Below are 25,241 nucleotides of genomic sequence, written 5' to 3'. Positions count from 1 at the left end.
TGGCTTCCTCGACGGCGATTTCGTCGAAGGGGTTCATGCTCATCTTGACGTTGGCGAGGTCGACGCCCGAGCCGTCGGCCTTGACGCGCGGCTTGACATTGTAGTCGATCACCCGCTTCACGGGGACGAGGATTTTCATGCGATACCTTCCTCTCGGCTTGAAACTGTGGCGACCGCCTAGCTTGCGTTTACGTAAACGTCAAGCTGGCAGCCGGAGCGGTTCTTGACCCTTGCCCCGTCCCTCGCGCGGGGCACGGGGCAGGTCAAGCGGTCTCGAAACCTGTCTTTACTATGCTTGGCGCGAGGCATAGTTTCACCCCCGGAGACGGGAGGTGTCCGATGCGCGTCTGGCCCATGTTCGCAAGTGCGGCGGCAATGCTGGCGATGCCCCTGTCGGCGCAGGAAACCCGGGCCGCTCCCGACGGCCACGTGCCGCCTCCCGCGACGCTCGAAGACATGGGCTGGCTGGTGGGCCAGTGGCAGGGCGAGGGGATCGGCGGTGCACCCGCTTACGAAAGCTGGCTCCCCCCATCGGGCACCACGATGGTCGGCACCTTCGTGCAGCAGGCCGACGGCGAGACGCTCCGCTTCACCGAGCACATGTATCTGATCGAGGAAGGCGGCACGCTGGTGCTGCGCCTCAAGCATTTCAACGCCGACCTGACGGGCTGGGAGGAGAAGGACGACATGCTCTCCTTCTCCCTGATCGCGGTGGAGGATTGCGCCGCCTATTTCCGCGCGCTCACCCTGCGCTGCGACGGCGAAAACGGCCTGCTGGCCGCGGTTCGCACGACGCACGAGGGCAAGCCAGCCGGCGAGCTGGTGTTCCGGTTCACGCGGATGGAGTGATCGGCGAAGGCGGCGCTCAGGCCGCCTTCTTGACCTCGGCCACGATCTTCTTCGCCGCATCGCCGAGATCGTCGGCGCTGACGATGGCGAGGCCCGAATTGTCGAGGATGGCCTTGCCCTCTTCGACATTGGTGCCTTCGAGGCGGACGACCAGCGGAACCGAGAGATTCACGTCCTTCGCCGCCTGGACGATGCCGTTGGCGATGACGTCGCACTTCATGATGCCGCCGAAGATGTTCACCAGGATACCCTCGACCGCCGGATCCTTGAGAATGATCTTGAACGCCGCGGTGACCTTCTCGGTCGTCGCGCCGCCGCCCACGTCGAGGAAGTTCGCCGGGAAGGCGCCGTTCAGCTTGATGATGTCCATCGTCGCCATGGCGAGACCGGCGCCGTTGACCATGCAGCCGATATTGCCGTCGAGCTTGATGTAGGCGAGGTCGTATTCGCTCGCTTCGACTTCGGCCGGGTCTTCCTCGGTCACGTCGCGCAGCGCTTCCACGTCCTTGTGGCGGAACAGCGCGTTGCCGTCGAAGCTCATCTTGGTGTCGAGCACCAGTAGATTGCCGTCCTCGGTTTCGACCAGCGGGTTGATCTCGAGCATTTCGCAGTCGAGGTCCATGAAGGCGGTGTAGAGCTGCTTGGCGAGCTTCTGCGCCTGCTTGTTGAGGTCGCCGGTCAGCTTGAGCGCGAAGGCGACCGCGCGGCCGTGGTGCGGCATGAAGCCCTGCGCCGGGTCGATCGCGATGGTGGTGATCTTCTCGGGCGTCGAATGCGCGACTTCCTCGATGTCCATGCCGCCTTCGGTGGAGACGATCATGGCGACGCGGCCGGTCGCGCGATCGACCAGCATCGAGAGATAGTATTCCTCGGCGATGTCGACGCCGTCGGTGACATAGAGGCGGTTGACCTGCTTGCCGGCATCGCCGGTCTGCACGGTCACCAGCGTATTGCCGAGCATTTCCTTGGCGTTGGCTTCGACGTCCTCGATGCTCTTCGACAGGCGGACGCCGCCCTTGGCATCGGGGCCGAGTTCCTTGAACTTGCCCTTGCCGCGACCGCCGGCATGGATCTGCGCCTTCACGACATAGAGCGGCCCGGGCAGCTGCCTGGCGCCTGCGACCGCCTCTTCGACGGTCAGGGCGGCATGGCCCGCGGGGATGCCGATGCCGTATTTCGCGAGCAGTTCCTTGGCCTGGTATTCGTGAATGTTCATGTCGAAGCTTCGTCCTTCGCGTGATGCGCGTGGGGGAATAAGAGTCGCGAGCGCCATAAGCATGTCTGGGCGCGCTTGAAAAGGCCCGCATTCGGGTGCAGGGCGCGGGCCACTCTCCATGATCGATAGCCAGCGCCTCGAATCCATCGTCTCCGAAGCCGGAAGGATCGCCTACGACCTGTGGCCGGGGGCGGGCAACGATCTGAACGCATGGGAAAAAAGGCCGGGCGATCCGGTGTGCGAGGCCGATCTGGCGGTCGATGCCTTCCTCAAGCGCGAACTCGGCGCGCTGCTGCCCGCGGCGGGCTGGCTGTCGGAGGAGACCGCCGACGATCCCGTGCGGCTCGGCCACGATCTCATCTGGCTGGTCGACCCGGTCGACGGGACGCGCGACTTCATTCGCGGGCGCAGCGGCTGGGCGGTTTCGGTCGCGCTGATCAGCGGCGGACGTCCGCTGATCGGCGCGCTCTGCGCCCCCGCGCGCGGCGAGAACTGGACTGCGGTGGCGGGGCAGGGCGCCTGGCGCAACGGCGAACGGCTGCGCGCCTCGACCCGGGGTGAGCTGACCGGCGCGCGCGTCCCCGCGCATGCCCTACCCAAGGTCGATACCGACCTGGTCGCGGTCGACCAGCCCAATTCGATCGCGCTGCGCATCGCCATGATCGCGGCCGACGAGGCCGACCTGGTGGCGACGGTGCGCTGGGGCTTCGAATGGGACATCGCCGCCGCCGGCATGATCGCGCGCGAGGCGGGGGCGGCGGTGAGCGACGCCTATGGCCGCAAGCTCGACTACAACAAGCGCGACCCGCGCGACTTCGGCGTGCTGGTCAGCGCCCCGGCGATCCACGGCGCGGCGGTCGAACGGTTGGCGAGAAGGTTGGGGTAGGAAAGCTTTTTGTTGGTCGGGTACGGTCGGGACATCCGCTGGTGCCGCAAGGGAAGCGCAGATGCGCTTCACGCACGCACATGAAAAGGGGCCGGCCCGCAGGCCGACCCCCAAGTCGTGCGATTGTCCCGAAGGGATCGTTGATCAGTTGCCCTGTGCCTGCGCGGCCTGGACGTCCTGCTGGTCGAAGGGGATGATCTTGATTTCGACGCGGCGGTTGAGCGGCTCGTTGACATTGTCGCCCGTCGCCACCTTGAGGCGCGTTTCGCCGAAGCCCATCCAGCGGATGCGCGACGAGCTGACGCCCTGCGAGATCAGGTAGTTGGCCACCGCCTGCGCGCGCTGTTCGGACAGGCGCTGGTTCGATTCGGCCGAGCCGGTGGTGTCGGTGTGGCCATAGACGTCGACGAGGCTGTTGGGATATTCGCGTAGGCTCGAGGCGACCCGGTCGAGCAGGTCGCGGAAGCCCGGCGAGATGGTGTAGCTGCCGGTGGCGAAGGTCACGCCGTCGGGCAGGTTGACGAGGATCGCGTCGCCGCCGTCGACTTCGCTGACGTCGACGCCCGATCCGGCGGTCTGCTCCTTCAGCTCCTTGATCTGCTGGTCCATCTTGTAGCCGACCACGCCGCCGGCGACACCGCCCGCGGCCGCACCGATGATGCGTCCGGTCTTGCCGCCGATGACGCCGCCCAGCAGGCCGCCCGCGATCGCGCCGCCGGCGGTGCCGAGCACGGTGCGCGAGATCTTCTTCTCGCCGGTGTTGGGATCGGTGACGCAGGCCGACACGGTCATCAGCGAAACGGCGGCCAGGCTGGCGGTAAGGATGCGCGACTTCTTCATGTAATTCTCCTCCTCTGAGGGGCAGGCGCCCCACGCGGGATCGCTGCCGGGCGAGTAAATGGGCGGACGCGCCCACTCGCGTCACAAGGCATCAAACATTCCAATGCGCCGCCTGTTCCGGCGCGGCGGGAGATAAGTCGCACGAGACGCTGGCAGCGCCGGGCTTTTGTGCTAGCCACGCGCGGGTGACCCCATTTCCCTGGACCGACCTCGTCATCATCGCCGGGCTGATCGTCATCAACGGCGTTTTCGCCATGAGCGAGCTGGCCATCGTTTCCGCACGGACCGCGCGCCTGCGCGCTGCGGCGCATCAGGGCAATGGCGGCGCCCGGATCGCGCTCGAACTCGCCGCCGAACCGGGCAAGTTCCTCTCCACCGTGCAGATCGGCATCACGCTAATCGGCATCATCGCCGGCGCCTATTCGGGCGCCAGCCTCGGCGGACCGGTGGGCGAGCGGCTCGAACTGCTCGGCTTCCCCGCCGGCTGGGCCCCCGAAGCGGGCTTCGCGACGGTCATCGTCATCACCACCTATCTCAGCCTCGTGGTGGGCGAACTGGTCCCCAAGCAGGTCGCGCTGCGCGCCGCCGCGCCGATCGCCATCGTCATGGCGCGCCCGATGGCGCTGCTGGCCAAGGTCGCCGCGCCGCTGGTGTGGCTGCTCGACGTCTCCTCGGGCCTGCTCATCCGCCTCCTCGGCGTCCGTCCTGCGGGCCAGAGCGCGGTGACCGCCGAGGAATTGCACATGCTCTTCGCCGAGGCGACCCGTTCGGGCGTGATCGAGCACGAACAGCACCAGATGCTGCAGGGCGTGGTGCGGCTGGCGCAGCGCCCGGTGCGCGAGCTGATGACCCCGCGGACGGAAGTCGACTGGGTCGATATCGGGGCCGGCCCCGAGGCGATCCGCGCCGCGCTCGACGAGAGCCCGCACTCGCTGCTGCCGGTGGCCGAGGGCTCGCCCGATCGAGTGCTCGGCGTGGTCAAGGTGCGCGAAATCCTCACCCGCCTCGTCGCGGGCGAGCCGGTCGACCTCGCCGCGCTGATGGTCAGGGCCGAGGTCGTGCCCGACCAGCTCGACGCGGTCGATGCCCTTCGCGTGCTGCAGCAGGCCGAGGTCGCGATGGCGATGGTGCATGACGAATACGGCCATCTCGACGGGATCATCACTCCGGTCGACCTGCTGACCGCGTTGGTCGGCGATTTCGCCAGCGACCAGGATGCGGGCGACGGACCCGGCGTGGTCGAGCGCGAGGACGGCAGCCTGCTGGTCGCGGGCTCGCTCTCGGCCGACGTCCTCGCCGACCGGCTGGGGATCGAATATGGCGAGGATCGCGAATTCGGCACCGCCGCGGGCTACGCGCTCCACGTGCTCAAGCGCCTGCCGGGCGAGGGCGACCATTTTACCGACCAGGGCTGGCGCTTCGAAGTGGTCGACATGGACGGCCGTCGGATCGACAAGCTGCTGGTGAGTGCGGAGAAACCCTCGAAGGTCGAGGAAGAGTAGGGGGAGTCATTGTATTTCGCACCGACCTCCGTCGGTGCGTCCTCGCTAGACGTGCAGCAAGCTGCACCCGCTCCGGGCGGGCGGTCGCCCTTGCCGGCCCTCCGCCGGGCCGGAACTAGCGCCTAGCCAGCAATCTGGTGGAAGTATCCGAGCCGATAGGCGAGGCAAGGCCGACGGGCCGCCCGCAGCGACGCGCCCGGAGGGCGTGTGAGCGAGGAAAGCCTAAGGCCGCGGACGCGGCCGCCGGCGCTTGAGGCTAAACAAAAACCCGGGCTTTACCCCGGAATCACCGCGCTGGCCGTCGCACCGTCGCCCTCGGGCGCGGCGATGATGTCGCGGGTGACGCTGCCCTTGGCCACCGTCGCGGTGTTCGGATCGCCCACCGCGCTGCGGATGCCCGGTTCAGCGCTGCCGGCGCGTTCGAGCAGGCTGGTCTCGACGCTGCTGCGCGGCTGGGGGCCGCCGAACAGCGCTTCGAGCGTCTGCGTCGCGGCGCTGCCTTCGGCCGGGCGCGGGGCGCCGGGCTGCGGCGGCACGAGGTTGAAATCGGGCGGGACCACCAGCGGCGCCTGGCGCTGCACGGCAAATTCGTCGGGCCGCTCGCGGTTGAGCAACCCGCCGCTGCCGCAGGCGGCGGTCATGGCGCCGAGGCCGGCAATCAGGGCGAAACGGGCGAATTTGGTCATCACTTGCTCTCCGCGGCCTCGGCCGCCTTGCTGTTCATGAGGCCATCGACCTCTGCCATGTCCTTGTCGCGCATGAAGAAGGCCCGTGCAAGGACGATGACGACGCCGATGGTGATAGCCGCATCGGCGAGGTTGAAAATGAGGAAGGGGCGGAAATCCCCGAAATGCAGGTCCGCGAAATCGACCACATAGCCCAGATCGTAGCGGTCCTTGATATTGCCCAGCGCGCCGCCGAGGATCAGCGACAGCGCGAGCACATCGGTCAGCAGTTTCTCGCGCATCATCCACACGGTCACCACCAGCGCGATGATCCCGGTGACGAGCACCAGCCCCCAGCGCATCTCGGGGCTGTTCGCCTCGAACATGCCGAGCGAGACGCCGAAATTGCGGGTGAAGCGCAGGTCGAAGATGGGCAGCAGTTCCATCGCATCGCCGATGCGGTCGATGCCGAGCACCTTTGTGACGAAATTCTTGCTCCACTGGTCGGCGGCGAAGATGCCGAGCGCGGCAAGGCAGCCGATCAGGCGATTGCGCAGCACCGGGCTCATGCCGCTTCGTCCATCCGGGCGACAACGTCTTCGCAGCGATCGCACAGATCGCCGTCCTCCGCCACGCTGGGCAGCAGGCGCCAGCAGCGCCCGCACTTGCTTTCCGATGTCCGCGTGACCGTCACCGCATCGCTATCGCCGCGCGTCACTGACGCGGTGATGAACAGCTCGGCGAGATCGGCGTCGCTGAAGCCTTCGGGCACCGCGGCTGCAGGCACGATCACATCGGCTTCGAGCCCCGAGCGGATCACCTTCTCGCGGCGCAGCGGCTCGATCGCCTCCATCACGTCCTCGCGCAGCTCGCGCAGCTTATCCCATTTCGCCCCGTCGGCGCTGACACCCGGCACCTTGGGCCATTCGAGCAGGTGGACGCTGCCGCCATCGGGGTAGCGCGTGGTCCAGACCTCCTCGGCGGTGAACACCAGCACGGGCGCGGCATAGCGCACCAGCGCGTGGAACAGGATGTCGAGCACGGTGCGATAGGCGTTGCGCGTCACGCTGTCGGGCCCGTCGCAATAGAGCACGTCCTTGCGGATATCGAAGTAGAAGGCCGACAGGTCCTCGTTGCAGAAATCGACCAGCAGGCGCGTGTAGGCGGTGAAGTCGTAATCATCGACCGCCTGCCGCAGCTTGCCGTCGAGATCGGCGAGCAGCGCGAGAACGTAAAGCTCGAGCTCGGGCACTTCGCCGACATCGCCCATGTCACCAACGAAGCCGTCGAGCGCGCCGAGCAGGTAGCGGAAGGTGTTCCTCAGCTTGCGATACTGGTCGCCCGTGCCCTTGAGGATCTCGTCGCCGATGCGGTGGTCCTCGGTCGAATCGACACTCAGCGCCCACAGCCGGATGATGTCGGCGCCGTACTGCTCCATCACCTTCAAGGGATCGACGGTGTTGCCGAGGCTCTTCGACATCTTGCGCCCGTCGCTCGCCATGGTGAAGCCATGCGTCAGGATCTGGTCGTAGGGTGCGCGGCCGCGCGTCGCGCAGCTTTCGAGCAGCGAGGACTGGAACCAGCCGCGATGCTGGTCGCTGCCTTCGAGATAGAGATCGGCGGGCCAGCGCATTTCGGGCCAGCGCCCGCTTTCGAGCACGAAGGCGTGTGTGCAGCCTGAATCGAACCACACGTCGAGAATGTCGGTGACCATCTCGAACTCTGCCGGGTCGTGGTCGGCGCCGAGGAAGGCCGGTTTGTTGGCCTCACTCCAGGCGTCCATGCCGTTTTCGCGGATGGCCTCGACGATGCGCGCGTTGACTGCCGGGTCCTGCAAATAGGACCCGTCGGCCCGCACGAACAGCGTGATCGGCACGCCCCAGGCACGCTGGCGCGAGAGCACCCAGTCGGGGCGGCCTTCGACCATGCTGCCGATGCGGTTGCGGCCCTTCTCGGGGACGAAGCGCGTATTGGCGATGGCCTTGGTGGCGCGCTCGCGCAGCGTTGCTCCGTCGCCGAGGTCCTTGTCCATCGGCACGAACCATTGCGGCGTGCAGCGATAGATGACCTTGGCTTTCGAGCGCCAGCTGTGCGGGTAGGAATGCTGGTAGTCGTCGCTGGCCGAAAGCAGCGCGCCCGCCTCGCGCAAATCCGAGCAGATCGGGCCGTCGGGCGCGTTGAACTGCTTGTTGATCACCGCGCGACGGCGCTCGTCGTCCCCGCCGAGCCAGCTCCAGTCGTCGCGGTAGAGGCCGCCATTGGTGACGGCGAAGACCGGATCGATGCCGTTGGCCTTGCACAGCAGGAAATCGTCCTCGCCGTGGTCGGGCGACATGTGGACGAGGCCGGTGCCGCTGTCGGTGGTGACGAAATCGCCCGGCAGGAAGGGGCGCGGCTTGGCGTAGAACCCGCCGAGATGATGCATCGGATGGCGGGCGACGGTTCCGGCGAGGTCGGAGCCCTTGTAAAGTCTAATCGCTCCGGTTGCACCGCTTCCGGGCTTTCCGGTTCCGTTTTCCGCAGCTCCAGTACGAAGCGACAAAGCGTAGCAGAGGTCTTCGGCGATAAGGTATTTGCGGTCGGCGTATTGTACCAAGACATATTCAATGTCCGGTCCATAGGCGATCGCCTGGTTCACCGGAATCGTCCATGGCGTCGTCGTCCAGATCACCGCATGCGCGCCGACAAGTTCCTCGATCGGGCTCTCGGTGATCTCGAAGGCCACGTCGATCTGCGTCGAGACGATGTCCTCGTATTCGACCTCGGCCTCGGCCAGCGCGGTTTCCTCGACCGGGCTCCACATCACCGGCTTCGAGCCGCGATAGAGATTGCCCGCTTCGGCCAGCTTCATCAGCTCGGCGACGATGATCGCCTCGCTGTCCTTCTGCATGGTGAGATAGGGGCGATCCCAGTCGGCCATCACGCCGAGGCGCTTGAGCTGTTCGCGCTGCACATCGACCCAGTGCTGGGCGTAGGCGCGGCATTCCTCGCGGAAGGCAAAGACCTCGGCTTCGTCTCGGTTCGCGCCCGAGAGGACCGGCTTTTCCTTCTTCGCCTTGCGGTACTGCTCCTCGACCTTCCATTCGATCGGCAGGCCGTGGCAGTCCCAGCCGGGCACGTAGGGCGCGTCCTTGCCCATCAGGTTCTGCGTGCGGCAGACCATGTCTTTCAGCGTGTGGTTCAGCGCATGGCCGATGTGCATGTCGCCATTGGCGTAGGGCGGGCCGTCGTGGAAGATGAACTTCTCGCGCCCCTGCCGCGCCTCGCGCAGCTGCTCGTAGAGCTTCTCGTCCTGCCAGCGCGCGGCAATGCCGGGCTCCTTCTGCGGGAGGCCGGCCTTCATGGGAAAATCGGTCTTGGGCAGGAAGACCGTATCTCTGTAATCGCGCTTCTCGGACATAGGTTGCGCGCCTTAGCGGTAAGTGCGTCCGCTGCAAATACTCGTCATTGCGAGCGCAGCGAAGCAATCCAGTCCAGCCCTTTCTGGATTGCCGCGTCGCCTGCGGCTCCTCGCAATGACGAAGCGGATGTCACCCGAGCAGGCGACGCGCCTCGTCGCAATCCTTCTCCATCTGCGCGATCAGCCCCTCGAGCGAATCGAACTTGGCCTCGCCGCGCAGGAAGTGGTGGAAGGATACCTCGATCTCCTGGCCGTAGAGATCGCCCGCAAAGTCGAAGAAATAGGGCTCGAGCAATTCCTTCGGCGGGTCGAATTGCGGGCGCACGCCGATATTGGCGGCGCCCTTGAGCTCCTGCCCGGTGGCGAGGATGCGCCCGGTCACCGCGTAGATCCCGTATTTGGGGCGCAAATAGTGCTCGACCGGCAGGTTCGCGGTGGGATAGCCGATTTCGCGCCCGCGCTTGTCGCCGTGCTGGACCACGCCGCGGATCGCGAAGGGGCGGGTGAGCAGCCGCGCTGCCTCCTGCGGATCGCCTGCGCGCAGCGCGTCGCGCACCCGGCTGGAGGATACCGGCTCGCCATGGTCCATCACCGGCGGCACCGCGCGCGCCTCGATCCCCACCTCCTTGCCGAGTTCCACCAGTCTCTCGAAATTGCCGCCGCGCGCCTTGCCGAAGGTGAAGTCCTCGCCCGTCACCACGCCTGCCACGCCGAGGTGCTCGCCGAGCAGCTTGCGGACGAAATCCTCTGCCGTGGTGCCCGCCAGTTCGCCGTCGAAATGGAACACCAGCATCGCGGTCGCCCGGGCGGCGAGGTAGAGTTCCTGCCGCTGTTCGAGCGTGGTCAGCCGGAAGGGCGGGGCGTCGGGCTTGAAATGGCGCACCGGATGCGGGTCGAAGGTCGCGATGATCGCGGGACGGCCTTCTTCGCGCGCCCAGCGGATCGCCTCGCCCGCCACCGCCTGGTGGCCGAGGTGGAAGCCGTCGAAATTGCCCAGCGCGATCACCGCGCCGCGCAGCGATTCGGGCAGCGGCTCGCGATGGTCGAGGAACCTCATTGGGGCCTGCCCTCGGCTCGATCGAGGGGCGCCAGCCCGGCGCGGATGACGCGCAGCGCATTGCCGCCCATCGCCGCGCGGATCTCGTCGGGCGTGAAGCCCTCGTCGAGCAGCGCCTGCGTCACTTGAACCAATTGTGCGGTGTCGAAACGCACCGTCGTTGCCCCGTCGAAGTCGCTGCCGAGCGCGACATGCTCGATTCCGACGAGGTCGCGGACGTGTTTCATCGCCCTCGCGGTTGCGCGCGGATCGGTGCCGCAGATCGCCCCGTCCCAATAGCCGATGCCGATCACGCCACCGGTTTTCGCGACTCCGCGGATTTCCTCGTCGGTGAGATTGCGGTTGACCTTGCAGGTCGCCTGCACCCCGCCGTGGCTGGAGACGACCGGGCGCTGCGCCATCGCGAGGATGTCGGCGACGCAGCGGTGGCTGCAATGGGCGATGTCGACGATCATGCCCTTGGCCTCCATCTTGCGCACCACGTCGCGGCCGAAGGGGGTCAGCCCCCCCTTTTCGAGCCCGTGCATCGAGCCGGCGAGGCGGTTGTCGAAGAAATGCGTCAGCCCCGCCATGCGCATGCCCGCGTCATAGAGCCGGTCGAGATTGGCGATGTCGCCCTCGAGGCTCTGCAGTCCCTCGGCGCTGAACAGCGCGCCGACCGGCTTGGGGCCGCCCTTGCCTTGGCGGCTGACCATCAACCGGCGGACATCGTCGGGTGTCCACACCTGGTAGAACTCGTCGCGGCTCTCTTCGATCGCGGTTTCGAGCTTCTGCGCATGCCACAGCGAGCGTTCGAGCAGGCTGTTCCAGGTCCGCATCGGCTGGAGCTGCGCGACCGCCAGCATGGTGATGTTGTCGCTGTCGGCGCCGTTGGCGTCGTAATTCTGCCCCTTGGGCGTCTTGGTCACGCTCGAGAAGACCTGCAGCGCGACATTGCCCTCGCGCAGCCGCGGCAGGTCCATGTGCCCGCGATCGGCGCGATCGAGCAGGTCGCGCTTCCACAGGAGCGTGTCCGAATGCAGGTCGACGATGGCGAGCGTCTCGTGGAGCGCCTTGGCCTCGTCGGAGACCTCGATCAGCGGCTCGCCGTCGATCCTGTTCATCCCCCGCTCGACGATCCCGGGCGCGAGCAGGAAGAAGCCCACCAGCGCGACGACGATCACGCCGAGCAGGCCGAGGACCAGCTTGCGCTTCACGCCGCACGTTCCAGCGTCACGAAGCTGTAGGCGGGGCGCCCGTCCTCGCCCGCGAAATCCTCGCGCGCGACCGCCTCCCATTCGGGTCCGAGCGGGGGCATAAAGGTATCGCCGTCGAAATCGGCGTGGATTTCGGTCAGCTCGATCCGGTCGGCATGCTCCATGAACACGTCGTAGATCGCCGCGCCGCCGATGACCGCGATCTCGCCGTCCCCCGCCAGCGCGAGCGCATCCTCGACCGAGCGGGCGACTTCGGCACCGGTCGAATCCCAGCGCTCCTTGCGCGTGAGCACGATATGGCGCCGCCCGGGAAGCAGGCCCGGCAGGCTCTCGAAGGTCTTGCGCCCCATGATCATCGGAAGGCCTTGATTTTCCTGGCCCATGGTCAGCGCCTTGAACCGCCTGAGGTCGGCGGGCAGGTGCCACGGCAGCGCGCCGTCCCTGCCGATGCAACCATTGGCCGCACGGGCGAAGATGAGAAACAAGCTCACCGTTCCAGCCGCGTCACATGGCCCATCTTGCGCCCTTCGCGCACCTTGGCCTTGCCGTAATCGTGGAGGTGTGTGTCGGGCGCCTTGAGATGCTGCTGCGCCCGTTCGATGTCCTTGCCGATGATGTTGGTCATGCTGACCGCCCTGGCGACCGTCGCGGTGTCGCCCAGCGGCAGGCCCGCGACCGCGCGGATGTGGTTCTCGAACTGGCTGGTGACCGCGCCCTCGATCGTCCAGTGGCCTGAATTGTGCACCCGCGGCGCCATCTCGTTGAAGATCGGCCCTTCGCGCGTGGCGAAGAATTCGAGCGTCAGCACGCCGACATATTTGAGTGCATCGGCGACCTGACGGGCAAGTTCCCGCGCTTCGCCGACCTGCGCCTCGATCGGCTCGCCCGCGGGGAGTGAGGAGGTGGCGAGGATGCCGTCCTCATGCGTGTTGCGGGTCGAATCCCAGAAGCGGATCTCGCCGTCCCGACCGCGCACGAGGATGACCGAGAACTCGGCCTCGAACTCGACAAAGCCTTCGTAGATCAGCGGCATTTCGGGCAGATGCAGGCCCTGCGCTTCGCGGTCCGAACCGATCCGCCACTGGCCCTTGCCGTCGTATCCGTCGCGCCGCGTCTTGAGGATGCCGGGCGCGCCCAGCCGATCGACCGCCGCCTCGAGATCGGCGCGCGAATCGACGCGCGCATAGGCGGCGGGCCGACCGCCGAGCCCTTCGACGAAGCGCTTCTCGTTGAGCCGGTCCTGGGCTGTCTCGAGCGCGCGCGGGTGCGGGAAGATGCGCTCTTCGGGCATGGCACCGGCGGTGGCCACAGGGACGTTCTCGAATTCCCAGGTCACCACGTCGCACTGGGCGGCGAAGGCCGCGAGCGCGGCGGTATCGTCCCACTTGTTGGCGAACAGATCGTCGCTCGCCTGGCCCGCGACATTGTCGCCCTCGGGCGCATAGGCGATGCAGCGATAACCGAGCTGCGCGGCGCTCATCGCCATCATCCGGCCTAGCTGGCCAGCGCCGAGAATGCCGATCGTGCCGCCGCGCTTGAGCATCAGTCGACCGGGCGCTCGGTCACCGCCGCGCTGCGGGCGGCGCGCCAGTCCTGCAGCCGCTGCGAGAGGGCGGGGTCGTGATTGGCGAGGATCGCCGCGGCGAGCAGGCCGGCGTTGGTCGCCCCGGCCTTGCCGATCGCCAGCGTGCCGACCGGCACCCCGGCGGGCATCTGGACGATGGAGAGTAGGCTGTCCTGGCCCGAAAGCGCCTTCGACTGCACTGGTACGCCGAGCACCGGCAGATGCGTCAGCGCCGCGATCATGCCCGGCAGGTGCGCCGCGCCGCCGGCGCCCGCGATGATGACCTCGATCCCCGCGTCCGCCGCGCCCTTGGCGAAATCGTACATCCGCTCGGGCGTGCGGTGCGCCGAGACGATGCGGACATCGGTCGCAACGCCCAGTTCTTCGAGCACTTCGGCGGCGCAGGTCATGGTCGGCCAGTCCGACTGGCTGCCCATGACGATGGCGACCTTCGCAGTTCCTTGCGTCGCCATATTACGCGTCCCTGAGGTAGTAGCGTTCGCCCGACGCCGTGGTGCCGTCGAAATCGTAGACGATCGGCTGGCCGGTGGGGATCTCGAGCCCGGTGATGTCCTCGTCGGAAATGTTCGAGAGGTGCTTGACCAGCGCGCGCAGGCTGTTGCCATGGGCCGAGATGATCACGGTCTCTCCCTTGGCGAGCTGCGGCAGGATCGCTTCCTCCCAATAGGGCAGCACGCGCTCGATGGTCAGCTTGAGGCTTTCGGTGCGCGGCACGTCGATCCCGGCATAGCGCGGGTCGTCCGAGAGATCGAACTCGCTTCCCTTTTCGAGCTCGGGCGGAGGGACGTCGAAGCTGCGGCGCCAGACGTGCACCTGCTCGTCGCCGTGCTTTTCGCGGGTCTGCTGCTTGTCGAGGCCGGTCAGCCCGCCGTAGTGACGCTCGTTGAGGTGCCAGTCGCGGGTTACCGGGATCCACAGCCGGTCGCAGGCTTCGAGTGCGATGTTGAGCGTCTTGATCGCGCGCTTCTGGACGCTGGTGAAGGCAACCGTGGGCAGGACGCCCTTGGCCTTCATCAGTTCGCCCGCGGCGCGTGCTTCCTCCTCGCCTTTTTCTGTAAGGTCCACGTCCCACCATCCGGTGAAACGGTTGGCGAGGTTCCACTCGCTCTGGCCATGGCGGACGAGGATAAGCTTGCTCATTTTCTCTCCCGATCTCCGTGCCAGCCCGCTCCCCCTCCCGGCCACCCACGGCACGGTATTCTATGGGTGGCCGGGAGGGGGAGCGGCCCGGAACAGCACCTCGCAATAGCGAGAAAGCAGTGAGCACCGCGCGTTAGCGGCCCTCGGACGGCTTGGAAACCCCGTCGTCGCCCGATTCGCGCAATTCGCGCGCCTGACCCTTGCGGCGACGCAGGTTCTCGCGAAGTTTCGCGGCGAGGCGGTCCTCGCGGCTCGATTTGTCGTTTGAGCTGTCCATCGCGTAAGCTTTCGCGAATTTTGCGCTCCGGCTCAAGCGAAGGTTGACTTCTTCGCCGCGTCTGCCAATAGCGCGCGCCTCCACCCCCGCAACGGTTTTTGCGGGTGACACGTGCTGCTGTAGCTCAGTGGTAGAGCGCACCCTTGGTAAGGGTGAGGCCGGGAGTTCAATCCTCCCCAGCAGCACCATTTTTTTCAAAGATGGGTTTTCTGTTTTCCGCACCCGCCTCCGCGGGCGCGTCCTCGCTAGACGTGCAGCAAGCTGCACCCGCTCCGGGCGGGCAGTCGCCCTTGTCGTCCGCTGGTCGCGGGCGGGACCAATGCACACCACGACTATCCGGCGAAAGTCTCCGAGCCTTTAGGCGAGGCAAGGCCGACCGGCCGCTCGCAGGTGCTCGACGCGCAGCGCCGAAACGGCACCGAGGACGAACCGACGGAGGCCGGTTCGAAAAACAAGAAACTCCGACCTATCTACCCCGCTCGGCCTTGTCCTTGGCATTGGTCCCCTTGATCATCGCGCGCATCGCTTCCCACTGCTCGTCGCCCATGTCCTTGAGCGCGGCGTAGAAATTGCCGCCATGCGCCTGGTAGCCGCCGCCATCGATGGCGATCGTCTGGCCGTTGATCCATTCCGCGCCCGGACCCATCAGGAAGACCGCGAGATTGGCCAGCTCGTGCATCTCGCCGTGACGGCCCATCGGGTTCATCTCGTCATGCGAATTACCGCCGCGTCCTTGCGGCGAGAGACGCGCGCTCATGCCGTCGGTGGGAAACAGCCCGGGGGCGATGGCGTTGAAGCGCAGGCCATACCGTCCCCATTCGACCGCAAGGCTCTGCGTCATCGCGTTGAGCCCGGCCTTGCTCATCGCGCTGGGCACCACGAAGGGTCCGCCGTTCCACACCCATGTCGTCAGGATCGAGAGGAAGCTCGCCTTGCGCCCCTCGGCGATCAGCCGCTTGCCGACCTCGAGCGTGACATAGAAGCTGCCGCGAAAGACGATGTCGCTGATGGCATTGAAGCCGCCCACCGAGAGGTCTTCGGTCCGGCTGATGAAATTGCCCGCGGCATTGTTGACCACGCCGGTCAACGGACCGTGCTCCCAGATCGTCTCGACCATCGCATGGATCGCTTCCGGGTCGCGAATGTCGCAGGCATGGCCGACGACCGTCCCGCCGTGGCGGTCGACCAGTTCCTGCGCCGTCTCGTCGAGCTTGCCCCGGCGTCGACCGCAGATATGGACCTCGGCGCCGAGCCGCACGAAGGCCTCCGCCATCTCGCGCCCCAGGCCGGTGCCGCCGCCGGTGACCAGAATGCGCTCACCCTCCAGCAGGCGCTCGCGGAACATCAGCTTCGAAATATCCATCCCTCATCCTCCCGCGGTCGACATAGCGCCCCAAGAGAGGAAACCCAATTGAATCGCCGAGCCGTATTGCCTAACTAAGACGCCATGGACCATGCCGACCAGCTGACCCCGCTCGATCCTGCCTACAAGTCGATGGTGCGGCTGCAATTGTCGATCGCCGCGCTGGTGCTGCTCGTCGCGGCGACGATTGCCGAGGTGGCAATCCCCGGATGGACGGGTGCGGTGTGGATTCCCGCGCTGCTGGTCATCGCCTATGCGCTGATCCGGGTGCCGCTGCGACGGTATAATGCGCGTGGCTATTCGCTCGAGCAGGAACGGCTGCGCGTGGTGCGCGGCGTGATCTTCCGCGCCGACACCGTCGTCCCTTTCGGGCGGGTTCAGCATATCGACGTGGGGCAGGGACCGCTCGAGCGCGCCTATGGCCTCGCCACATTGACCGTTCATACCGCCGGAACGCACAATGCCTCGGTCTCGCTGCCCGGCCTTCGCCGCGAGGACGCGACGGCCATGCGCGAGCAGATTCGCGCGGCGATCAGGCGCGATACGCGGTGAGCGAGGCTCTCGACAGCGGGCCGCGCCGGACCGATCAGCGCACCTTCGTCGTGCGCGCGATCTCGCTGCTCTCGCAGCTGGTGTTCCCGATCCTGCTCGGCGGCTTCGCCATTTTCGACAAAGGCGAATTCGACGATGTCGTGGCGTATTTCGTGCCGCTGGTCGTCGCGGTGGTCGGGGCCAACGTCCTCTTCGCCTATCTGCGCTGGCGCCGCCTCACCTACACCGTCGGCGAGGCCGATATCCGCGTGGAGAGCGGGGTGTTGTCGCGCTCCGCCCGCTCGGTGCCCTACGAACGCATCCAGGACGTCAGTCTCGAGCAGAAGCCCATCCCGCGCCTGTTCGGTCTTGTCGAAGTAAAGTTCGAGACCGGGGCGGGTGGCGGCGAGGACATTGCCCTTACCTATCTCTCCACGAGTGAGGGCGAGCGCCTGCGAGAACTGGTGCGCAGCCGGCGCGATGACGGGGCCGTCGCGGAGCTGGAGGCGGAAGACGAACCCCGGGCCGGGCCGCCGCAGCTGCTCTTCGCCATGTCCCCCAAGCGGGTGGTCACTTTCGGCCTGTTCGAATTTTCTCTCGCGATCGTCGCGGTCGTAGCCGGGCTCGCGCAGCAGTTAGATTTCCTGCTGCCGTTCGAAATCTGGGACTGGCGCGCGTGGCGAGAACAACTCGCCGGTCCGGGCCACTGGCTTGCAGGGCTCGGTTTCCTCGCGCAGGCCGTAGGCGTTGTGTTTACGTTCGGTTCGCTCCTGCTGATCGGGGTGGCGACCGGCGTAATTCGCACCGCGCTGCGCGAGTGGGGTTTCCGGCTCGAGCGCAGCGACAAGGGCCTCCGCCGCCGCCGCGGGTTGCTGACGCGTACCGATCTGGTCATGCCGGTTCATCGGGTTCAGGCTCTGCGCGTCGGGACCGGTCTAGTGCGTCGGCTGTTCGGCTGGCATTCGCTCAAATTGGTCAGCCTCGCCAGCGACAGCGGTTCGGCCAATCACGAAGCCGTGCCCTTCGCGCAGACGGAGGAGATCGCCCGGGTCGTGGCGGAAACGGGCTTCGCGCTGCCGCGCGACGGCATCCAATGGCACCGCGCAATGCCGGCCTATCGCATCGACGGGTTCCTGCTCGGCCTGACTGTAATGAGCGCGATTGCGATCGGAGCCGCGTCCCTGGGGCGGACCGATCTCGCGCTCCTTCCCCCCTTGCTGGGCGGGCTATGGTTCGGCGTGCACGAGTATCTGCGCTGGCGCCGGGATGTGCATGCGATCGGACCGCGCCAGCTCTATGTACGGCACGGCTGGCTCGCCCCGAGCCTGGCGATCGCGGCGCGCGAGAAGCTGCAATCGGTCGAGATCGTCCGCAATCCGCTGGCGCGCCTGCGCGGCTATGCCGATGTGCATTTCGGGCTGGCCGGGGGGCGGTTGACAATGCGCGGGATAGCCCTGGGCGATGCGCGGCGGATCCGCGAGGCGGTGCTGGAAAGCATGGCCGAGCGGGACTTTTCTGACGTGGTCGAGAGCCGAGCGGCCGACGACTAGGCTAGGCGCGCAAATCGGCCCAATCTGGGTGCCGGGCGAACTGCGCGGCGACATAGGAGCAGCTGGGAATGATCTTGAACCCCTCGCTGCGCGCGTCGGCGATCAGCGCCTCGACCAACTGCCCGGCAATGCCCTTACCGCGCATCGCTTCGGGAACGTGCGTGTGCTCGGCGTCGCGGGCCCCTTCGCGAAGGGTCCAGGTGAGCCGTCCAGCAGCGGCATCCTTGCCGAAACTTGCCACATATTCGCCGTGAGTGACCCGGTTTCGACGTTCGATTGCAATTTCGTCCGTGCTCATGGTCGAATGTTTCCTTTCTGGGCAAGCAACGCATTGGCGTTTATGGCGTTCCAATGCAGTTCCTGTCCGACAATGCCGCTGCCGTCCACCCCGCCGTGTGGGAAGCCCTCAAGGCGGCCGACGCACCCGATCCCCCCTATGACGGGGATGCGCTGAGCCTCGCGCTGGACGAGCGTTTTTCCACGCTTTTCGAGCGCCCCTGCACGGCGCTGTGGGTGGCGACGGGCACCGCGGCCAATTGTCTTGCACTGGCGAGCATGACTCCCCCGCACGGCGGCGTCGTGTGCCATGAGGAGGCGCATATCGAAGTCGACGAGGGCGGCGCGCCGGGCTTCTACCTGCACGGCGCCAAGCTGATGCTGGCGCGGGGCGAGCGCGCCAAGCTGACCCCCGCGGCGATCCGCGCGGTGATCGATCCGATCCGCGACGACGTGCACCAGGTCCAGCCGCACGCGATCTCGATCACCCAGGCGAGCGAATACGGCTGCAGCTACCGCCCGGAGGAGATCGTCGAGATCGCCGAACTCGCGCGCGCCCGCGGGCTTGGGCTCCATGTCGATGGCGCCCGTTTCGCCAATGCCGTCGCCTTCCTCCGATGCGCTCCCGGCGAAGCGGTCGGACCGGCCGATGCGCTGAGTTTCGGCTGCATCAAGAACGGGGCGATGAGCGCGGAAGCGATCGTGTTCTTCGACTCTGCGCTGGCCGAGGTCGCACGCTACCGGCGCAAGCGCGCCGGGCACTTGCAGTCGAAGGGGCGTTTCCTTGCCGCCCAGCTGCACGCCATGCTGGCCGACGATCTGTGGCTCGCCAATGCCCGGCACGCCAATGCCGCGGCGCGCGAAATCGCCTCCGCTTGCGGCGAGCGCCTGATGCACCCGGTCGAGGCGAACGAGCTCTTCGTGTGCTGCACCGCATCCGAACGCGGAGCGCTGCGCGGGCGCGGGTTCGGCTTTTACGACTGGGGTGACGACGCGGCGCGCTTCGTCACCGCCTGGAACACGCGCGAGGACGATGCCCGCGCGCTCGCGCAGGCAATCGCCGACCTATGAGCCCCTCGACCGAGGCGGAGAGCCTCTTCACCCCGCGCAATTTCGCTGCCTTCCTGCTGGTCAGCCTGATCTGGGGCGGCACCTGGCTGGTGATCCGCGACCAGATCGCCAGCATCCCGGCGAACTGGTCGATCGCCTACCGTTTCGTGGTCGCGGCGGCGGGCATGTTCGCGCTGGCGGCGCTGCGGCGCGAGCCATTGATGCTCACGAGAGGCGGATTGCGCTGGGCGCTGCTGCTCGGACTGTTCCAGTTCACGCTCAACTTCGCCTTCGTCTATCAGGCCGAGGCGCACATCACCTCGGGCCTTGTCGCGGTGATGTTCGCGCTGCTGGTGGTCCCCAACGCCGTGCTCGGCCGCATCCTCCTGCGCCAGCCGATCACGGGTGCCTTCGTCCTCGGATCGGGCATCGCGGCGGTCGGCGTGGCACTGCTGTTCGCGCATGAATGGCGGTCCTCGCCCGCCACGCTGGCCGAGGTCCTGCTGGGGGCGGGCCTCGCGCTGTGCGGGATTCTTTCTGCCAGCGCGGCGAACATCACCCAGGCGATGGACGGAGCGAAGAGACAGCCCTTCCTCGCGCTGCTCGCCTGGTCGATGGTGGTCGGGGTGGTGCTCAACGCGAGCCTCGCTCTCGTCACCGCGGGCCCACCACAATTCGATCCGCGTCCGTCCTACGCGCTCGGCGTCCTGTACCTCGGGCTGGCCGGATCGGTCGTCACCTTTCCGCTCTACTATGGCCTCGTGCGCAAGGTCGGCGCGGGACAGGCGGCCTACAGCTCGGTGATCGTGCCGGTTGTGGCCATGGCGCTGTCGACGCTGTTCGAAGGCTTCGTCTGGGGCCCTCTGCCAGCGGCCGGGGCGGCCATCACGCTCGTTGGCATGGTGGTCGCGATGCGCGGACGCGCGAATGCGCCGCCGCGGCGCGCTACGCCCGAGCCCTGATCGCGGCCAGCCCCTCGCGATAGGTCGGATAGCGCGGCTCCCAGCCCAAAAGGCGCCGCGCCTTGCCGTTCGCCACCCTTCGGTTCTCCGCATAGAAGCCGCGCGCCATGGGCGACAGCTTGGCTTCTTGGAGCGTTACGAGCGGGGGCGGCTCGGTTCCGAGCAGGCGGCAGGCCTCCTCGATGACGGAGTTCTGGCTGCTCGGCAGATCGTCGGCGAGATTGTAGGCCCCCGTCGGGGCGTCGCCTGCCATCGCGGCAACCACGCCGGCGACGATGTCTCCCACATGCACCCGGCTGAACACCTGCCCCGGAAGGTCGATGCGGTGCGCCTTGCCCTGCGCCACCCGTTCGAAAGCACTTCGCCCCGGGCCGTAGATTCCGGGCAGACGAAATACCCGCGCGCCGGCATCGAGCCAGCGCGAATCGCATGTCGCCCGGGCGCTCCGCCTGCCACCGCCGGTCGGTGCTGACTCGTCGACCCAGGCACCCAGCGTGTCGCCGTAGACTCCGGTGGAGGAGAGATAGCCGAGCCATTTCCCGTCCAGCACAGCGCCGTAGCGATCGAGCACCGGGTCGCTTTCGTCAGCGGGCGGGACCGAACTCAGCACATGGCCGGCGCCTGCCAGCGCAGCAGTGACGGTATCGCTATCGGCGAAATCCAGATTGCCCGCGCTGCCGGTCGCATCGACCTGCCAGCCACGCTCGCGCATCGCCCGTGCTATGCGCGAGGCGGTGTAGCCGAGCCCGAAGATCAGCAGGCGTTTCATTGGCCTTCGAGGAAGGTCTTGTCGGGCACTATCATGTGCGGGTTGACGACGTGGTCGGCCTTCCACTGCATCGCCATGCGCACGCGGGTCGCGCCGCTCGGGTGATCGAAGAAGATCGCTTCCTCGAGCGGGCCCGGTTCGATCTTGCGATATTCGGACAGGCGCATCGCGACCTTGGCAAAGCCGTCGGGTTCCTGCGCGGCGTCGAGCCCGAAGGCGTCGGCCGCGCTCTCCGACCAGCGCACCAGCGAATTGATCGCCGGCGTCATCAGCAACATCCACAGGCTCATGCCCACCGACAGCAGCGGCAGCGAAGCCGCGTCGCCGATGTCGCGCACGCCCCAGCGTTCGCCATAGCGGCGTATCAGGGCAGGTGCGAGCCGACTGATGACGAACAGGCCGAGCGCGAACAGCGCCAGCATCACGCCGATCATCCACCAGATATGGCCGAGCTTGTAGTGGCCCATCTCGTGCCCCATCACCGCGAGAATTTCGGGCTCGCTCGTGCGCTCGAGCAAATTGTCGTTGAGCGAGATGCGAATCGTTGGCCCGAGACCCGAGACATTGGCGGAAATCCGCTTGTGCTGCTTCGACTGGTCGAAGACGTAGATGTGGTCGGCGGGGATATCGTATTTCGCCGCCACCGCCTCGATCCGGTCGCGCAGCGGGCCCGACGGCATTTCGCGATAGTCGTTGAACAGCGGCGCCACGAACACCGGGCCCAGCACCATGCCGATCATCATGAAGAGGCCGATCACCCCGGTGCCCCACAACCACCAGCTGCGCGGCGCGCGGCGGATCAGCGCATAGATCGCGACGACCAGCAGCGGAGCGACCACGAACGACAGGCCGAGCCCGATCAAATGCTCGCCGAACCATGCTCCGAAGGGCTGGTCGAGCAGGCCATATTGTTTCTCCCGGAAGTATCCGGTGTAGAGCGTCCAGGGGAACAGCACCACTTCGGCGAGCACCGAATAGCCCAGCCCGACGAACCAGGTGACCAGCCAAAGTCGCTTCAACCGGCGTTCGCCCCAGGCGCGGATCGCATGCGCGATGCGCAGCCGAAGCACCAGCCAGTCGAACAGCGCGCCCGCCAGCGCGCCCCACAGCGGCAGCCAGTAGCCGCCCTCGAAATAGGCGTCCGACTGGTGTCGCGTGGCCCCTTGGAGCGTATCCAGATAGGCGCGCGTCGCGGTCTCGACATCGAAGCTGCCCGAAGCGGCAGCCAGCAGTTCCAGCATAGAGTTCCTCCCGTGCGCGGTGGCTGCGTGAGACCGGCGAATCTGTCAATCGATCTGCAGCGGCGGTCCGACGAGTGAACACTTGGCCTCGACGGACGTTGGAGAGAATGACAGAGCAGCATCGAACCACGACTGACAGGACCCTCATGGACATCGCGCGCACTCCCGCCAATCCCGACGGCAATCCCGAAATGGCCGATGCGGCCGTCGAGCCCAAGGCGCCGCCCGAGATCCGGCGCGAGGACTACACGCCGTTCCCCTGGCTGGTGCCAACAATCCGGATCGATTTTGAGCTGGGGTTGGAGAAGACGCGCGTCGTGGCGACCCTGGATGTCCGGCGCAATTCGGCGGGCGAGCCTTCGCCGGCGATCCGCCTCAATGGCGACGGTATCGAACTCGTCTCGCTGAAATGCGATGGCGCCGAGGGCGCAGACCGGATGATGGATGGTGGCGATCTCGTCGTCACGCTCGAAGGCGACGAACACACGCTCGAGATCGTCACCGAAATCGACCCGAGTGCCAATTCGCAGCTGATGGGGCTCTATGCCTCGAATGGCATGCTCTGCACCCAGTGCGAGGCCGAGGGCTTCCGCCGGATCACCTTCTTCCCCGACCGGCCCGACGTGCTCAGCACCTACACCGTGCGGATGAGCGGACCGAAGGCGCAGTTCCCGGTGCTGCTGTGCAACGGGAACCGGACGGACACCGGGGAAGACGGCGACAGCCACTGGGCCGAATGGCGCGATCCCTGGCCCAAGCCCTCCTATCTCTTTGCCCTGGTCGCGGGCGAGTTGGTGGCGCGGAGCGACAGCTTCACCACGAGGAGCGGGCGCGAGGTCGAACTCAACGTCTGGGTTCGCGACGGCGATCTCGAGCGGACCGAGCACGCCATGGAAAGTCTCAAGCGCTCGATGAAATGGGACGAAGAGGTTTTCGGCCGCGAATACGACCTCGACCTGTTCAACATCGTTGCGGTCTCCGACTTCAACATGGGGGCGATGGAGAACAAGGGCCTCAACATCTTCAACACCAAATACATCCTCGCCGACCCCGAAACCGCGACAGACGGCGACTACGACGGCATCGAGGGCGTCATCGGTCACGAGTATTTCCACAACTGGTCGGGCAACCGCATCACCTGCCGCGACTGGTTCCAGCTGAGTCTCAAGGAAGGCTTCACCGTACTGCGCGACCAGCTGTTCAGCGCGGACATGGGCAGCGCGCCGGTCAAGCGGATCGAGGACGTGCGCGTGCTGCGCGGGGTGCAGTTCCCCGAGGATTCGGGCCCGCTGGCGCATCCGATCCGTCCCGATTCCTACCGCGAGATCAGCAATTTCTACACCGCGACGGTCTATAACAAGGGCGCCGAGGTGATCCGCATGATGCGCACCATGGCGGGCGAGGAAGCCTTCCGCAAAGGCACCGATCTCTATTTCGAACGCCACGACGGCGAGGCGGCGACCTGCGAGGACTTCGTCAAGTCGATCGAGGACGGGGCGGGGCTCGACCTCACCCGGTTCCGCCGCTGGTATTCCCAGGCGGGGACCCCCAAGGTCGGCGTCGCGCTCGACCATGACGGCGATGTCGCGCGGCTCCGGCTCACGCAGACCGTGCCCCAGACCCCCGGCCAGCCCGACAAGCAGCCCATGCCGATCCCGCTCAAGCTCGCGCTCTTCGACCGGGCGAGCGGCACGCATCGGGGCGAAGAGCTGGTGGTGTTCGACGCGGACAGCGCCGAATTCTCCTTCGACGGCTTCGCCGAGAAGCCGGTCCTGTCGATCAACCGGACCTTCTCCGCGCCGGTCTCGATCGAGCGCGACGTGCCGCGCGAAGACCTCGTCTTCCTCGCCGCGCGCGACGACGACCCCTTTGCCCGCTACGAAGCGATGCAGGATCTCATGAGCGGCTATCTCGTGGCTGCCGTATCGGGTGATCTCGGCGACAACGAGCGCGAGGCCGCCCGCGCCGATATCGCGCAGGCCATGCAATCGGTGATCGAGGATGAGGCCCTCGACGATTTGATGCGCGGCGAACTCATGTCGATGCCCAGCCAGGCCTATCTCGCCGAACAGATGCTCGTCGCCGACCCGGGGCGCATCCATGCCGAACGCGAGGCGCTCAAGGCCGATCTCGGAACACGGCTCGCGCGGCAATTCCACGCGCTCTACGACCGTGCAGAGAAGGTCGCCTTCTCGCTCGATGCCGAGGCCAAGGGCGCGCGCAAGGTCAAGACGCTGGTGCTGGCCTATGCCGCCGCGAGCGATCCCGACAAGGCCGCCGAACTGGCGGCCCATCAATACGACCGCGCCGACAACATGACCGACCGGCAGGGGGCGCTGATGGTCCTCGCCGGGCTCGACAGCGATGCGCGAAGCGGTAAGCTGCTCGACTTCTACGAGCGCTACCGCGACAATGCGCTGGTGGTCGACAAGTGGTTCTCGCTGCAGGCGGCTTCGCTCCATCCGCAGGTCGTCGACCATGTAAAGGCGCTGCGCGAACACCCGGATTTCACGCTCAGAAATCCCAACCGCGTCCGTGCGCTCTACATGGCCTTCGCGGGTAATCCGGCAGCCTTCCATGCTGCCGATGGCGAAGGCTACCGGATGATCGCGGATCTCATCCTCGAACTCGATCCGATCAACGCGCAGACGGCGGCACGGTTCGTTCCGCCGCTCGGCCGCTGGCGGCGGATCGAGGCGGGACGCTCGGCGCTGATGCACCAGGCGCTCGAACGGATCGCCGCGGCGCCCAGGCTCTCGCGCGATACCTTCGAACAGGTCACCCGTTCGCTCGGCTAGAGGGACATGCACGATCACCTCGAGGCCTCGGTGCTGGCGGGGATCCCGCACGGCTTCTCGACCGAACGCGCACTCGACCTGGAGGCCA

At 66.7% G+C, this 25,241-nt stretch carries 24 protein-coding genes, 1 tRNA gene and 1 pseudogene; 9 read left to right on the top strand and 17 right to left on the bottom strand.

Going from position 1 to position 25,241, the window contains the following annotated elements; translation table 11 throughout:
- A pseudogene (locus ACN4E0_RS00365) lies at positions 1-139 on the bottom strand (electron transfer flavoprotein subunit beta/FixA family protein); the annotation flags it as partial.
- A 200-nt stretch (positions 140-339) separates the two neighbouring features.
- Between ACN4E0_RS00365 and ACN4E0_RS00360 the strand changes: the two are divergent.
- On the top strand, positions 340-849 hold the full coding sequence (locus ACN4E0_RS00360) for a DUF6265 family protein (RefSeq protein ID WP_419564317.1): 510 nt from the start codon (positions 340-342) through the stop codon (positions 847-849).
- A 16-nt stretch (positions 850-865) separates the two neighbouring features.
- On the opposite strand, the gene sucC is transcribed toward ACN4E0_RS00360, so the two are convergent.
- Positions 866-2,065, bottom strand: coding sequence for an ADP-forming succinate--CoA ligase subunit beta (gene sucC, locus ACN4E0_RS00355; protein ID WP_419564315.1), 1,200 nt, complete (start codon positions 2,063-2,065; stop codon positions 866-868).
- 118 nt (positions 2,066-2,183) lie between these two features.
- Here sucC and ACN4E0_RS00350 point away from each other — a divergent pair, with 118 nt between their 5' ends.
- Complete coding sequence (locus ACN4E0_RS00350; protein ID WP_419564313.1) at positions 2,184-2,951, top strand: 3'(2'),5'-bisphosphate nucleotidase CysQ; 768 nt, start codon at positions 2,184-2,186, stop codon at positions 2,949-2,951.
- A gap of 144 nt (positions 2,952-3,095) precedes the next feature.
- Here ACN4E0_RS00350 and ACN4E0_RS00345 read toward each other — a convergent pair whose 3' ends face one another.
- A complete protein-coding gene (locus ACN4E0_RS00345; protein WP_419564311.1) occupies positions 3,096-3,791 on the bottom strand; it encodes an OmpA family protein in 696 nt (231 codons plus the stop codon).
- Between the two features lie 185 nt (positions 3,792-3,976).
- Here ACN4E0_RS00345 and ACN4E0_RS00340 point away from each other — a divergent pair, with 185 nt between their 5' ends.
- Entirely contained in the window at positions 3,977-5,293 is a 1,317-nt protein-coding gene (locus ACN4E0_RS00340; protein ID WP_419564309.1) for a hemolysin family protein, read from the top strand.
- A 275-nt stretch (positions 5,294-5,568) separates the two neighbouring features.
- Here the strand turns inward: ACN4E0_RS00340 and ACN4E0_RS00335 are convergent, their stop codons facing one another.
- The 10 genes from ACN4E0_RS00335 to ACN4E0_RS00290 form a co-directional block, all read right to left on the bottom strand.
- Entirely contained in the window at positions 5,569-5,979 is a 411-nt protein-coding gene (locus ACN4E0_RS00335) for a DUF3035 domain-containing protein (RefSeq protein ID WP_419564307.1), read from the bottom strand.
- Positions 5,979-6,527, bottom strand: a complete 549-nt coding sequence (lspA, locus tag ACN4E0_RS00330) for a signal peptidase II (RefSeq protein ID WP_419564305.1) — start codon at positions 6,525-6,527, stop codon at positions 5,979-5,981. Before lspA ends, ACN4E0_RS00335 begins: the two co-directional genes overlap by 1 nt.
- Positions 6,524-9,358, bottom strand: coding sequence for an isoleucine--tRNA ligase (gene ileS, locus ACN4E0_RS00325; RefSeq protein WP_419564303.1), 2,835 nt, complete (start codon positions 9,356-9,358; stop codon positions 6,524-6,526). The genes lspA and ileS overlap by 4 nt, the downstream gene beginning before the upstream one ends.
- A 130-nt stretch (positions 9,359-9,488) precedes the next feature.
- Positions 9,489-10,415, bottom strand: coding sequence for a bifunctional riboflavin kinase/FAD synthetase (locus tag ACN4E0_RS00320; RefSeq protein WP_419564301.1), 927 nt, complete (start codon positions 10,413-10,415; stop codon positions 9,489-9,491).
- On the bottom strand, positions 10,412-11,611 hold the full coding sequence (locus ACN4E0_RS00315) for a dipeptidase (RefSeq protein ID WP_419564299.1): 1,200 nt from the start codon (positions 11,609-11,611) through the stop codon (positions 10,412-10,414). The genes ACN4E0_RS00320 and ACN4E0_RS00315 overlap by 4 nt, the downstream gene beginning before the upstream one ends.
- A complete protein-coding gene (locus ACN4E0_RS00310) occupies positions 11,608-12,102 on the bottom strand; it encodes a dihydrofolate reductase (protein ID WP_419564297.1) in 495 nt (164 codons plus the stop codon). Before ACN4E0_RS00310 ends, ACN4E0_RS00315 begins: the two co-directional genes overlap by 4 nt.
- On the bottom strand, positions 12,099-13,154 hold the full coding sequence (locus tag ACN4E0_RS00305) for a 5-(carboxyamino)imidazole ribonucleotide synthase (RefSeq protein ID WP_419564295.1): 1,056 nt from the start codon (positions 13,152-13,154) through the stop codon (positions 12,099-12,101). The genes ACN4E0_RS00310 and ACN4E0_RS00305 overlap by 4 nt, the downstream gene beginning before the upstream one ends.
- Positions 13,154-13,648, bottom strand: a complete 495-nt coding sequence (gene purE / locus ACN4E0_RS00300) for a 5-(carboxyamino)imidazole ribonucleotide mutase (protein WP_419564294.1) — start codon at positions 13,646-13,648, stop codon at positions 13,154-13,156. The genes ACN4E0_RS00305 and purE overlap by 1 nt, the downstream gene beginning before the upstream one ends.
- Before the next feature lies 1 nt (position 13,649).
- On the bottom strand, positions 13,650-14,336 hold the full coding sequence (gene gpmA, locus ACN4E0_RS00295; protein ID WP_419564292.1) for a 2,3-diphosphoglycerate-dependent phosphoglycerate mutase: 687 nt from the start codon (positions 14,334-14,336) through the stop codon (positions 13,650-13,652).
- Between the two features lie 133 nt (positions 14,337-14,469).
- Entirely contained in the window at positions 14,470-14,613 is a 144-nt protein-coding gene (locus ACN4E0_RS00290; protein WP_419564290.1) for a hypothetical protein, read from the bottom strand.
- Between the two features lie 113 nt (positions 14,614-14,726).
- Between ACN4E0_RS00290 and ACN4E0_RS00285 the strand changes: the two genes are divergently transcribed.
- A tRNA-Thr gene (locus tag ACN4E0_RS00285) sits at positions 14,727-14,801 on the top strand.
- Positions 14,802-15,079: 278 nt separating this feature from the next.
- Here ACN4E0_RS00285 and ACN4E0_RS00280 read toward each other — a convergent pair.
- Positions 15,080-15,976, bottom strand: coding sequence for an SDR family oxidoreductase (locus ACN4E0_RS00280; protein ID WP_419564288.1), 897 nt, complete (start codon positions 15,974-15,976; stop codon positions 15,080-15,082).
- Positions 15,977-16,060: 84 nt separating this feature from the next.
- On the opposite strand from ACN4E0_RS00280, the gene ACN4E0_RS00275 reads away from it, so the two are divergent.
- On the top strand, positions 16,061-16,528 hold the full coding sequence (locus tag ACN4E0_RS00275; protein ID WP_419564286.1) for a PH domain-containing protein: 468 nt from the start codon (positions 16,061-16,063) through the stop codon (positions 16,526-16,528).
- Positions 16,525-18,057 (top strand): PH domain-containing protein, encoded by a 1,533-nt coding sequence (locus ACN4E0_RS00270; protein WP_419564284.1) that lies wholly within the window; start codon positions 16,525-16,527, stop codon positions 18,055-18,057. The genes ACN4E0_RS00275 and ACN4E0_RS00270 overlap by 4 nt, the downstream gene beginning before the upstream one ends.
- A 1-nt stretch (position 18,058) precedes the next feature.
- On the opposite strand, the gene ACN4E0_RS00265 is transcribed toward ACN4E0_RS00270, so the two are convergent.
- Positions 18,059-18,355, bottom strand: a complete 297-nt coding sequence (locus ACN4E0_RS00265; RefSeq protein ID WP_419564282.1) for a GNAT family N-acetyltransferase — start codon at positions 18,353-18,355, stop codon at positions 18,059-18,061.
- A gap of 53 nt (positions 18,356-18,408) precedes the next feature.
- Here ACN4E0_RS00265 and ACN4E0_RS00260 point away from each other — a divergent pair, with 53 nt between their 5' ends.
- Together ACN4E0_RS00260 and ACN4E0_RS00255 are read left to right on the top strand one after the other, a co-directional pair.
- Positions 18,409-19,404: a threonine aldolase family protein gene (locus ACN4E0_RS00260; protein ID WP_419564280.1), complete on the top strand. Its 996-nt coding sequence runs from the start codon at positions 18,409-18,411 to the stop codon at positions 19,402-19,404.
- Positions 19,401-20,345: a DMT family transporter gene (locus tag ACN4E0_RS00255; RefSeq protein WP_419564279.1), complete on the top strand. Its 945-nt coding sequence runs from the start codon at positions 19,401-19,403 to the stop codon at positions 20,343-20,345. Before ACN4E0_RS00260 ends, ACN4E0_RS00255 begins: the two co-directional genes overlap by 4 nt.
- Here the strand turns inward: ACN4E0_RS00255 and ACN4E0_RS00250 are convergent.
- Both ACN4E0_RS00250 and ACN4E0_RS00245 read right to left on the bottom strand, forming a co-directional pair.
- On the bottom strand, positions 20,329-21,114 hold the full coding sequence (locus tag ACN4E0_RS00250; protein WP_419564277.1) for an SDR family NAD(P)-dependent oxidoreductase: 786 nt from the start codon (positions 21,112-21,114) through the stop codon (positions 20,329-20,331). The two genes, ACN4E0_RS00255 and ACN4E0_RS00250, sit on opposite strands and share 17 nt — an antisense overlap.
- Complete coding sequence (locus ACN4E0_RS00245; RefSeq protein WP_419564275.1) at positions 21,111-22,355, bottom strand: M48 family metallopeptidase; 1,245 nt, start codon at positions 22,353-22,355, stop codon at positions 21,111-21,113. Before ACN4E0_RS00245 ends, ACN4E0_RS00250 begins: the two co-directional genes overlap by 4 nt.
- Before the next feature lie 146 nt (positions 22,356-22,501).
- Between ACN4E0_RS00245 and pepN the strand changes: the two genes are divergently transcribed.
- The gene (gene pepN / locus ACN4E0_RS00240) at positions 22,502-25,153 is read left to right on the top strand and encodes an aminopeptidase N (RefSeq protein ID WP_419564273.1); all 2,652 of its coding nucleotides are present in this window, start codon (positions 22,502-22,504) and stop codon (positions 25,151-25,153) included.
- Positions 25,154-25,241: the final 88 nt, after the last annotated feature.

The organism is Qipengyuania sp. (assembly GCF_048550555.1).
Taxonomy (GTDB): Bacteria; Pseudomonadota; Alphaproteobacteria; order Sphingomonadales; family Sphingomonadaceae; genus Qipengyuania.
Note: the sequence above shows the minus strand (reverse complement) of the source record. Positions and strands in the feature narration are given on the sequence as shown.

Bases quoted from the DNA above. Each gene is read 5' to 3' on its own strand.
- ACN4E0_RS00360 (WP_419564317.1), top strand. From the start codon at position 340: ATGCGCGTCTGGCCCATGTTCGCAAGTGCGGCGGCAATGCTGGCGATG.
- sucC (WP_419564315.1), bottom strand. From the start codon at position 2,065: ATGAACATTCACGAATACCAGGCCAAGGAACTGCTCGCGAAATACGGC.
- gpmA (WP_419564292.1), bottom strand. From the start codon at position 14,336: ATGAGCAAGCTTATCCTCGTCCGCCATGGCCAGAGCGAGTGGAACCTC.
- ACN4E0_RS00290 (WP_419564290.1), bottom strand. From the start codon at position 14,613: ATGGACAGCTCAAACGACAAATCGAGCCGCGAGGACCGCCTCGCCGCG.
- ACN4E0_RS00320 (WP_419564301.1), bottom strand. From the start codon at position 10,415: ATGAGGTTCCTCGACCATCGCGAGCCGCTGCCCGAATCGCTGCGCGGC.
- pepN (WP_419564273.1), top strand. From the start codon at position 22,502: ATGGACATCGCGCGCACTCCCGCCAATCCCGACGGCAATCCCGAAATG.
- ACN4E0_RS00275 (WP_419564286.1), top strand. From the start codon at position 16,061: ATGGACCATGCCGACCAGCTGACCCCGCTCGATCCTGCCTACAAGTCG.
- ACN4E0_RS00265 (WP_419564282.1), bottom strand. From the start codon at position 18,355: ATGAGCACGGACGAAATTGCAATCGAACGTCGAAACCGGGTCACTCAC.
- ACN4E0_RS00255 (WP_419564279.1), top strand. From the start codon at position 19,401: ATGAGCCCCTCGACCGAGGCGGAGAGCCTCTTCACCCCGCGCAATTTC.
- ACN4E0_RS00250 (WP_419564277.1), bottom strand. From the start codon at position 21,114: ATGAAACGCCTGCTGATCTTCGGGCTCGGCTACACCGCCTCGCGCATA.
- lspA (WP_419564305.1), bottom strand. From the start codon at position 6,527: ATGAGCCCGGTGCTGCGCAATCGCCTGATCGGCTGCCTTGCCGCGCTC.
- ACN4E0_RS00350 (WP_419564313.1), top strand. From the start codon at position 2,184: ATGATCGATAGCCAGCGCCTCGAATCCATCGTCTCCGAAGCCGGAAGG.
- ACN4E0_RS00245 (WP_419564275.1), bottom strand. From the start codon at position 22,355: ATGCTGGAACTGCTGGCTGCCGCTTCGGGCAGCTTCGATGTCGAGACC.
- ACN4E0_RS00280 (WP_419564288.1), bottom strand. From the start codon at position 15,976: ATGGATATTTCGAAGCTGATGTTCCGCGAGCGCCTGCTGGAGGGTGAG.
- ACN4E0_RS00260 (WP_419564280.1), top strand. From the start codon at position 18,409: ATGCAGTTCCTGTCCGACAATGCCGCTGCCGTCCACCCCGCCGTGTGG.
- ACN4E0_RS00305 (WP_419564295.1), bottom strand. From the start codon at position 13,154: ATGCTCAAGCGCGGCGGCACGATCGGCATTCTCGGCGCTGGCCAGCTA.
- purE (WP_419564294.1), bottom strand. From the start codon at position 13,648: ATGGCGACGCAAGGAACTGCGAAGGTCGCCATCGTCATGGGCAGCCAG.
- ileS (WP_419564303.1), bottom strand. From the start codon at position 9,358: ATGTCCGAGAAGCGCGATTACAGAGATACGGTCTTCCTGCCCAAGACC.
- ACN4E0_RS00345 (WP_419564311.1), bottom strand. From the start codon at position 3,791: ATGAAGAAGTCGCGCATCCTTACCGCCAGCCTGGCCGCCGTTTCGCTG.
- ACN4E0_RS00335 (WP_419564307.1), bottom strand. From the start codon at position 5,979: ATGACCAAATTCGCCCGTTTCGCCCTGATTGCCGGCCTCGGCGCCATG.